Here is a 7,534-nt window from a genome sequence, read left to right as displayed (position 1 = left end):
GCAGGCCCTGCGGCAGGCCCACCCCGGAGGCTTTGGGGCTTCGCCCTGGCCTTCGGCCACCTCCGGCCCGGGCCTGCCTCCGGACCAGCCTGCCACCCCCGTCAAGCGCCTCCCCCACACACCACGGGACGGACGGGTGGGGAGGGGGGAACGGGTGGGAACGGGACGGATGGGAACGGGGCGGGTGCGACGGGGGGCGGGGGTCGTCCCCGAGCCGTGCCCGATCCTGGGGGCATGGACCCGCACCTCCTGCGCACCTTCGTCACCGTCGTCCGCCTCCGCTCCTTCTCCGAGGCCGCCCACGAGCTCGGGTACACCCAGTCCGCGGTGTCGCAGCAGATCGCCGCCCTGGAGGGGGACCTGCGCACCCCGCTCCTGACGCGCCGCCCCGTCGCCCCGACCCGGGCCGGCACCCGGCTGCTGGACCACGCCGGGCCGCTCCTGCTGCGCCTCGACGCCGCCCGCGCCGACATCGCCCGCCTCGCCGCCGCCCCGCACGGCCGGGTCACGCTCGCCGCCAGCCCCCTCGCGATCGGCCCGGACGTGCTGGCCGCGCTGCCCCCGACCGGCGTGACGCTGCGGGTGCTGTCGCGCGAGGAGATCCCCGCCGCCGTCGCCACCGGAGCGTGCGACCTCGGCCTCGTCGACGGCGTGGCCGCCCCCAGCGACCCGCTCCGGCTGCCGGACGTGGCGCCGCTGACCGTGGCCGGCGCCGGCGAGGCCCGGCTGGCCGTCCTGCTGCCGGCCGGCCACCCCTTCGCCCGCCGGACCGAGGTCCGGCTGGAGGACCTGGTGGACGCCCGCTGGCTCGACGCGCCCGGCGTCGGCCTCCCGCTCGACGCCCTGTGGTCCGCCGCCCGGGCCGGCTCCGGCCGCCTGACCACGTCCCTGCGCTACGACGGCACGGACGTCCGCACCCTGTGCACCCTCGCCGCGGCCGGGCACGGCCTCGCACTGCTGCCGGAGCGGGTGGCCCGGGAGTACGCGGGCGCCGGCGGGACCGGTGGCGGGGTGGCCGTACCGCTGGCCGCCCCGCGCCTGGTGCACCGTACGGAACTGCTCTCCTCCGGCGCCCTCGACGGGGCCGCCGGCGCGCTGGCGCGGCGCCTGACGGGCCGACAGGATGGGGCGCATGACACGTCAGACGCGTGAGTCAGCTGAGCCCGCCCCCTTCACCGCCGCCGACTACGCCGCCCGCATGGAGCGGGCCGCCGCGACCGCCGCCGACGCCGGGCTCGCGGGGTTGCTGGTCTCGCCGGGGCCCGACCTCTACCACCTCACCGGCTACCGCCCGCCCGCCGAGACCGAGCGCCTGACGCTCCTCGTCCTCGCGGTGGGCCAGGACCCGGTGCTGGTCGTGCCGGCACTGGAGGCGCCGGACGCGTTCCGGGCCCCGGGCGCGCCCGCGCTGACGCTGCGGGACTGGACCGACGGGAAGAATCCCTACCAGGTGGCCGCCCCCTTCCTCGACGTCGACGGCCGCTTCGGCGTCAGCGACAACACCTGGGCCCTGCACCTGCTCGGCATCCAACGGGAGCTGCCCGGCACGACGTACGCGGCCCTGACCGACGTGCTCCCGATGCTGCGGGCCGTCAAGGACGCCCGGGAGCTGGAGCGGCTCGCGGCCGCGGGAGCGGCGGCCGACGCGGCGTACGAGGAGGTCCTCGGGGTGCGGTTCGTCGGGCGGCGCGAGAGCGAGGTGGCCGCCGACCTCGCGCGGCTGCTGCGCCGCCACGGCCACTCCCGGGTCGACTTCACCGTCGTCGGCTCCGGGCCCAACGGGGCCAACCCGCACCACGAGGCCGGCGACCGGGTCATCGCGGACGGCGACATGGTCGTCCTCGACTTCGGCGGGCTCAAGCACGGCTACGGCTCCGACATCTCCCGCACCGTCCACGTCGGCCCGGACCCGGGCGCGGAGGAGCGGCGCGTCCACGACGTCGTACGGGAGGCCCAGCAGGCGGCCTTCGAAGCCGTCCGGCCCGGCATCGCCTGCCAGGAGGTCGACCGGGCGGCACGCGCCGTGATCGCGGCGGCCGGCTACGGGGACCGGTTCGTCCACCGCACCGGCCACGGCATCGGCGTCACCACGCACGAACCGCCGTACATGGTCGAGGGCGAGGAGCGGGAGCTGGTCCCGGGCATGTGCTTCTCGATCGAGCCGGGCGTCTACCTGCCGGGCCGCTTCGGGGTGCGCATCGAGGACATCGTCACGGTCACGGAGACCGCCGGACGCCGCCTCAACAACGCCCCGCGCGAACTGGCCACGGTCTCCTGACGACGTTTCGGACGGGCCGCGGCTCCTGTAGGCGAACCGTAGTCTGATGTGATAGTCCACGGTGTCATGGGTGACGTACTGACCCCGCGACTGGTTCTGCATCCGATGAGCACCGCCGACGCGGAGCGCCTGCTGGCGCGCACGCCCGGGGCGGGGGACCGCTGGGCGGCCGGGTATCCGGCGGAGGTCGACCTCGTCGGGGCGCGCAACTTCCTCACCACCTGCACCGAACAGGGCGACCCCGGGCCCTTCGGCTCCTACGAGATACGGCGGCGCGCCGACGGGGCCGCGATCGGCGGACTCGGCTTCCACGGCCCGGTGGACGAGGAGGGCAGCGTCACCATCGGCTACGGGCTGATCCCCTCCGAACGCGGCCGCGGCTACGCGACCGAGGCCCTGCGCGCCCTCGTGGAGCTGGCCCGCGAGCTCGGCGCCCGCAGCGTGCGCGGCGACACCTCGCACGACAACGTGGCCTCCCAGCACGTGATGGCCGCCGTGGGCCTGCGCCTGGTGGCCGAGGACGACCAGCTCAAGTACTACGAACTGGCCCTCACCGACCCCGCCCCGGCGGCGGACGGGGCCGTCGCGGAGGCCCGTTAGGGCCCGGCGCCGTCCGAGGTCCGGGTGAGGGCGACGGTGCGTCCGAGGTCCGTCAGGGCCCCAGCACCACCACCGACTCGGCCGGCAGGTGCAGGCGGCCGGCCGGGTCGGGCGGGGCGGCCTCGTCCCACGCGGCCAGGACACGGACGCCGTTGCGGCCCAGGGCGATCGTCGCCGGGTGCGCGGAGAGGTTCGCCGCCACCCGGACGTCGCCGCGCCGGAACGTCAGCCAGCGCCGCTCCTCGTCGTACGCCACCCGCACCGCCGCCAGGTCCGGGTCCCGCAGGTCCGGCTGGCGCCGGCGCAGCGCGATCAGCGTGCGGTGCCACTCCAGCAGCCGCCCGTGCGGGGAGTGGTCCGGCTCGCGCCAGTCCAGTACGGAGCGCTTGCGGGTGGCCGGGTCCTGCGGGTCCGGCACCTCGTCCGCCGCCCAGCCGTGGGCCGCGAACTCCCGCCGCCGGCCCGCCCGTACCGCCTCGGCGAGGGCCGGGTCGGTGTGGTCCGTGAAGTACTGCCAGGGCGTCCGCGCCCCCCACTCCTCGCCCATGAACAGCATCGGCACGAACGGCCCGGTCAGCGTCAGCGCCGCCGCGCAGGCCAGCAGCCCGGGGGAGAGGCCGGCCGAGAGCCGGTCGCCGAGCGCCCGGTTGCCGACCTGGTCGTGCGTCTGCGCGTAGCCGAGGAAGCGCTGCGCGGGGGTGCGGCGGCGGTCCACCGGACGGCCGTGGACGCGGCCGCGGAAGGAGGAGTACGTGCCGTCGTGGAAGAACACCCGGGTGAGCGTCTTGGCCAGGGCGGCCAGCGGGGCCTCGGCGAAGTCGGCGTAGTAGCCCTGGGACTCGCCGGTCAGCGCGGTGTGCAGGGCGTGGTGGAAGTCGTCGTTCCACTGCGCGTGCAGCCCCGTGCCGCCCGCCGCGCGGGGCGAGGTGGTGAGGGGGTCGCAGCGGTCGGACTCGGCGATGAGGAACAGCGGCCGGCCGGTCTCCGCGGCCAGCGCGTCCACCGCCTCCGCGAGCTCCTCCAGGAACGTCAGCGCCCGGTCGTCGGCCAGTGCGTGCACGGCGTCCAGCCGCAGCCCGTCGAGCCGGTAGTCGCGCAGCCAGGCCAGCGCGCTCTCCCGCAGGTACGCGCGGACCTCGTCGGAGCCGGGCGCGTCGAGGTTGACCGCGGCTCCCCACGGGGTGTGGTGGGTGTCGGTGAAGTACGGGCCGAACGCCGGCAGGTGGTTGCCCGCCGGACCCAGGTGGTTGTGCACCACGTCCAGGACGACGCCCAGCCCGTGGGCGTGCGCGGCGTCGACGAACCGGGCGAGACCGGCCGGCCCGCCGTACGGCTCGTGCACCGCCCACGGGGCGATGCCGTCGTAGCCCCAGCCGTGCCGGCCGGGGAACGGACACACCGGCATCAGCTCGACGTGGGTGACGCCCAGCCCGACCAGGTGCGGCAGGCGGGAGATGGCCGCGTCGAAGGTGCCCTCGGAGGTGAAGGTGCCGATGTGCAGCTCGTACAGGACCGCGTCCTGGAGCGGGGGCGGCGGCGGGGCCCCGGGCCCGGACCCGAGCCAGGTGAAGCGCTCGAACTCGACCACCGCACTGGGCCCGTCCGGGCCCTCCGGCAGCCGCCGGCCCCGGGGGTCGGGCCGGACCACGGGATCGTCGTCCAGCACGAACCCGTACCGGTCCCCGTCGGCGGCCGGTGCCGTCGCGCCCCACCAGCCGGCCCGCTCGGGGTCCCGCGCCATCGGGAGCGACTCCTCCCGCAGCCGCAGCACGACCCGTGCCGCCTCCGGTGCCCACACCTCGAACCGCATGCTCGGTCCCCTCACAGCCGACGGTGCCCAACCTGCCCCTACCCGCGTGCGCGGGGCACGCCGCGACGTGCCCGCGCCCATCATCGCGGGCCCGCGGGCCCTCTTCTGGACACTCCGGCACCGACGGGCCGACAATCACCCTGTGACATCGAGTTTTGAGTTCCAGACCTACCCCGCGCGGCTCTCGGACGCCGAGCGGGACCGGGCCCTCGGCCTGCTCCGGGAGGGAGCGGCCCAGGGCAAGCTTTCGCACGACACGTTCCTGCGCCGCATGGAACTCGCGCTGATCGCCCGGAGGTCCGACGAGCTCTCCGCGCTGACCGCCGACCTGGGCAGCGCCGAAACGCCGTGGACGCAGCGGCTCTTCGGGTGGGTCGGCCGCGCCTCCGCCGTGGCGGTCGGCGTCCGGCGCGCCTGGCACGCCGAGAAGCTCCCGAAGCTGATGCTGCCGCAGACCGGCCCGTACCCGCTGACCATCGGCCGCGACCCGGGCAACGGGCTGCGGCTGAGCCACGACACCGTCTCGCGCCGACACGCCGAACTGCGTCCGAGCGACGGGCTGTGGGTGCTGCGCGACCTCGGCTCCACCAACGGCACCACCGTCAACGGCCGCCGCGTCACCGGCTCCGCGATCGTCCGGGCCGGCGACCAGGTCGGGTTCGGGCACATGGTGTTCCGGCTCTCGGCGCCGTGAGTCCGGACGCCCGCCACGGCACGGGAGAAGGACGGTGCCCGTGACCCCGCCCCGGATCCGTACCGCCGTCGCCGCGGACCTGCCCCGCATCGTCGAACTGGTCCACGAGCACGCCGCGTACGAGAAGGCCGCCCCGCCCGCCCCCGGGCTCGCGGAGCGGCTCGCCCCGCTGCTGTTCGGCCCGGAGGCCGACCCGGCCCTGCGCATCCTCGTCGTCGAGACCGAGGGGGGCGTGCTCGTCGGATACGCCGCGCTGTCCACCGAGTTCGCGTTCTGGGACGGCCGCCACTACCTGCACATGGACTGCCTCTACCTGGCCGGGGCCACCCGCGGGCAGGGGCTCGGTACGGCGGTGATGGACGCGGTCCGCGCGTACGCCGAGAGCCGGGGGCTGGGCCAGGTCCAGTGGCAGACCCCCGACTGGAACGAGGGCGCGATCCGCTTCTACGACCGGCTCGGCGCCCGCTCGCGCGGCAAGCTGCGGTTCACCTGGGACCTGTAGGGCGGGTGGGGCGGGTGGGAGGGCAGGGCGGGCCGCGGGTTCCGGTTCGTGGTCAGGTCCGTCCCCCGAAGTCGCGGGCCAGGAGCTTGCGGTACGCCGCCACGGCCGTGCGCGACTGGTGCTCGACCTGGGTCGTCACCGGCACCCATCGGGCCTGGAACCGGGCCGCGAAGGCCTCGCACCAGCCCGCCACCAGCCGGTCCAGGGCGGGCCCGGCCGGGTGCCCGGCGGCGCGCAGCTCGCGCAGGAGCATCGCGGCCGCCCGCAGCGCCAGGCGGCGGGCGAACGCGTCGATGCTGCCGATGTACGCGGCCGTCGCCTCCGGCGGCGCGGAGGCGGACCAGGCCTCGGTGACCCGGGGGATCAGTGCCAGCGTCCAGTCCACCGCCCGCAGCAGCGCGGACTCGCCGTCCGCGGGCAGGTCCGGGCGGGTGCGCTCCAGCACGTCGGCGACGCGCTGGGCGTCCTCGGCGAGCCGTCGGGCCAGCGCCTTCAGGGCTCCGCGGGGGTCCGGGTGCGGGGCCGGGTCGTCGACCAGGTCACCGGCCCACATGGGGACTTCGAGGATCGCGGTGGTGCCGGCGTAGCGGTGGGCGTGGTACCAGGTCGACAGCCGGGCGTCCTCGGCGGTGTCGGCGTCCTCGGCCCGGCCCACGGCTCCGGCGGTGACACCGGACTCGTTGGTGCTAGTGCTGGTGCTGGTGGCGTCGGCTCCGTCAGGGTCCGGCATGACGAAGATCCCCGGGCCGGGGGAGGGCCAGCCGGCCGCGTCCGAGGCACTGGTCTCCACCGGGATGCGCAGCTCCGCGGCCGACTTGCCGAACGGCTCCGCGAGCCCCGGTATGTCGCGGGTGAGCTGCACCCAGCTGCCGCCCAGGTCGGTCCCGTGCAGGGAGAGCTGGAGGAGGGGCCGCAGCTCGTCGATGAGCCCGGTCAGTGCGACGGTCTCGGGCGGCAGCCGGTCCGGGGCCAGTAAAGCGGGGGCCCATTCGGGTTGTTCCGGTCCGGGCGGACGGAAGAAGTTCCGGTGGTAGTCGAGCAGCGTGTACGGGCGCGGGGTCCGGTGCAGTGCGGCCCCGTCGGGGTCGGCGCACAGCAGGAAGTGCCAGCCGCCGTGCTCGCGCAGGGCCGGCTCGCGGACCACGCGGCGGGCCAGGGCCAGTGCGGTCGGGCCGCCGACCGGCTCGTTGGCGTGCGCGCCGGCGACCACGAGCACCTCGCGGCCGCCCGGCTCCCGGCCCCCGGCCGAGAGCAGCCACAGCGGGCGCCCGCCCCGGGACGTGCCCACCTGGCGGAGCCGGGCCAGGTCGGGATGCTCGTCCACGAGCGCGCGGGCGGTGAGGGCGAGTTCGCGGGCGGTGGGGTAGCACATGCCACGGAATAGGGTCACCCCGTTGCTCTGCCCGCCCCGGGGCCGGCGTACCGTTCCCGGCCGGTGATTTCCGGGGCGGGACCGGTGGGGGCGGGGCCGCGCCGGGCCGCGCCGGTCCGTGCCCCGGGGGCTTCGGTCGGCTCGCTTCGAGGGGTGGGTCGTGTGGTGTGTGGGTCCCCTCGGCGCTTGACGGGGCATGGCCTGCGGGCCCTGCCCAGGCCCACCCCTGGGGCTTCGGGCCTTCGGCCTGGCCTTCGGCCACCCCAGGCCCGGGCCCG

7 protein-coding genes are annotated in these 7,534 nt (G+C 76.3%); 5 read left to right on the top strand and 2 right to left on the bottom strand.

Annotation, left to right across the window (positions count from 1 at the left end):
- Positions 1-234: 234 nt before the first annotated feature.
- The 3 genes from ACIQCH_RS38220 to ACIQCH_RS38210 all read left to right on the top strand — a co-directional run bounded on the left by ACIQCH_RS38220 (position 235) and on the right by ACIQCH_RS38210 (position 2,878).
- Complete coding sequence (locus ACIQCH_RS38220; RefSeq protein WP_402588953.1) at positions 235-1,152, top strand: LysR family transcriptional regulator; 918 nt, start codon at positions 235-237, stop codon at positions 1,150-1,152.
- Complete coding sequence (locus tag ACIQCH_RS38215; RefSeq protein WP_402588951.1) at positions 1,133-2,278, top strand: M24 family metallopeptidase; 1,146 nt, start codon at positions 1,133-1,135, stop codon at positions 2,276-2,278. Before ACIQCH_RS38220 ends, ACIQCH_RS38215 begins: the two co-directional genes overlap by 20 nt.
- A gap of 66 nt (positions 2,279-2,344) precedes the next feature.
- Entirely contained in the window at positions 2,345-2,878 is a 534-nt protein-coding gene (locus tag ACIQCH_RS38210) for a GNAT family N-acetyltransferase (protein ID WP_402588949.1), read from the top strand.
- A gap of 52 nt (positions 2,879-2,930) precedes the next feature.
- On the opposite strand, the gene treZ is transcribed toward ACIQCH_RS38210, so the two are convergent.
- Entirely contained in the window at positions 2,931-4,688 is a 1,758-nt protein-coding gene (gene treZ, locus ACIQCH_RS38205) for a malto-oligosyltrehalose trehalohydrolase (protein WP_402588947.1), read from the bottom strand.
- A 142-nt stretch (positions 4,689-4,830) separates the two neighbouring features.
- On the opposite strand from treZ, the gene ACIQCH_RS38200 reads away from it, so the two are divergent.
- Together ACIQCH_RS38200 and ACIQCH_RS38195 are read left to right on the top strand one after the other, a co-directional pair.
- A complete protein-coding gene (locus tag ACIQCH_RS38200; protein ID WP_030208435.1) occupies positions 4,831-5,382 on the top strand; it encodes a DUF1707 and FHA domain-containing protein in 552 nt (183 codons plus the stop codon).
- Positions 5,383-5,422: 40 nt separating this feature from the next.
- The gene (locus tag ACIQCH_RS38195; RefSeq protein WP_402588944.1) at positions 5,423-5,884 is read left to right on the top strand and encodes a GNAT family N-acetyltransferase; all 462 of its coding nucleotides are present in this window, start codon (positions 5,423-5,425) and stop codon (positions 5,882-5,884) included.
- A 52-nt stretch (positions 5,885-5,936) separates the two neighbouring features.
- On the opposite strand, the gene ACIQCH_RS38190 is transcribed toward ACIQCH_RS38195, so the two are convergent.
- Positions 5,937-7,256: a M14 family zinc carboxypeptidase gene (locus tag ACIQCH_RS38190; RefSeq protein ID WP_402588942.1), complete on the bottom strand. Its 1,320-nt coding sequence runs from the start codon at positions 7,254-7,256 to the stop codon at positions 5,937-5,939.
- Positions 7,257-7,534 lie beyond the last annotated feature (278 nt).

Source organism: Streptomyces sp. NPDC093225, assembly GCF_044753805.1.
Classification (GTDB): Bacteria; Actinomycetota; Actinomycetes; order Streptomycetales; family Streptomycetaceae; genus Streptomyces.
The sequence above is the reverse complement of the archived record's forward strand: the minus strand, read 5'-3'. Positions and strand labels throughout refer to the sequence as shown.

What these genes read in the sequence shown, in the direction of transcription:
- treZ (WP_402588947.1), bottom strand. Translation starts at nt 4,688, where the DNA reads ATGCGGTTCGAGGTGTGGGCACCGGAGGCGGCACGGGTCGTGCTGCGG.
- ACIQCH_RS38210 (WP_402588949.1), top strand. Translation starts at nt 2,345, where the DNA reads ATGGGTGACGTACTGACCCCGCGACTGGTTCTGCATCCGATGAGCACC.
- ACIQCH_RS38190 (WP_402588942.1), bottom strand. Translation starts at nt 7,256, where the DNA reads ATGTGCTACCCCACCGCCCGCGAACTCGCCCTCACCGCCCGCGCGCTC.
- ACIQCH_RS38220 (WP_402588953.1), top strand. Translation starts at nt 235, where the DNA reads ATGGACCCGCACCTCCTGCGCACCTTCGTCACCGTCGTCCGCCTCCGC.
- ACIQCH_RS38215 (WP_402588951.1), top strand. Translation starts at nt 1,133, where the DNA reads ATGACACGTCAGACGCGTGAGTCAGCTGAGCCCGCCCCCTTCACCGCC.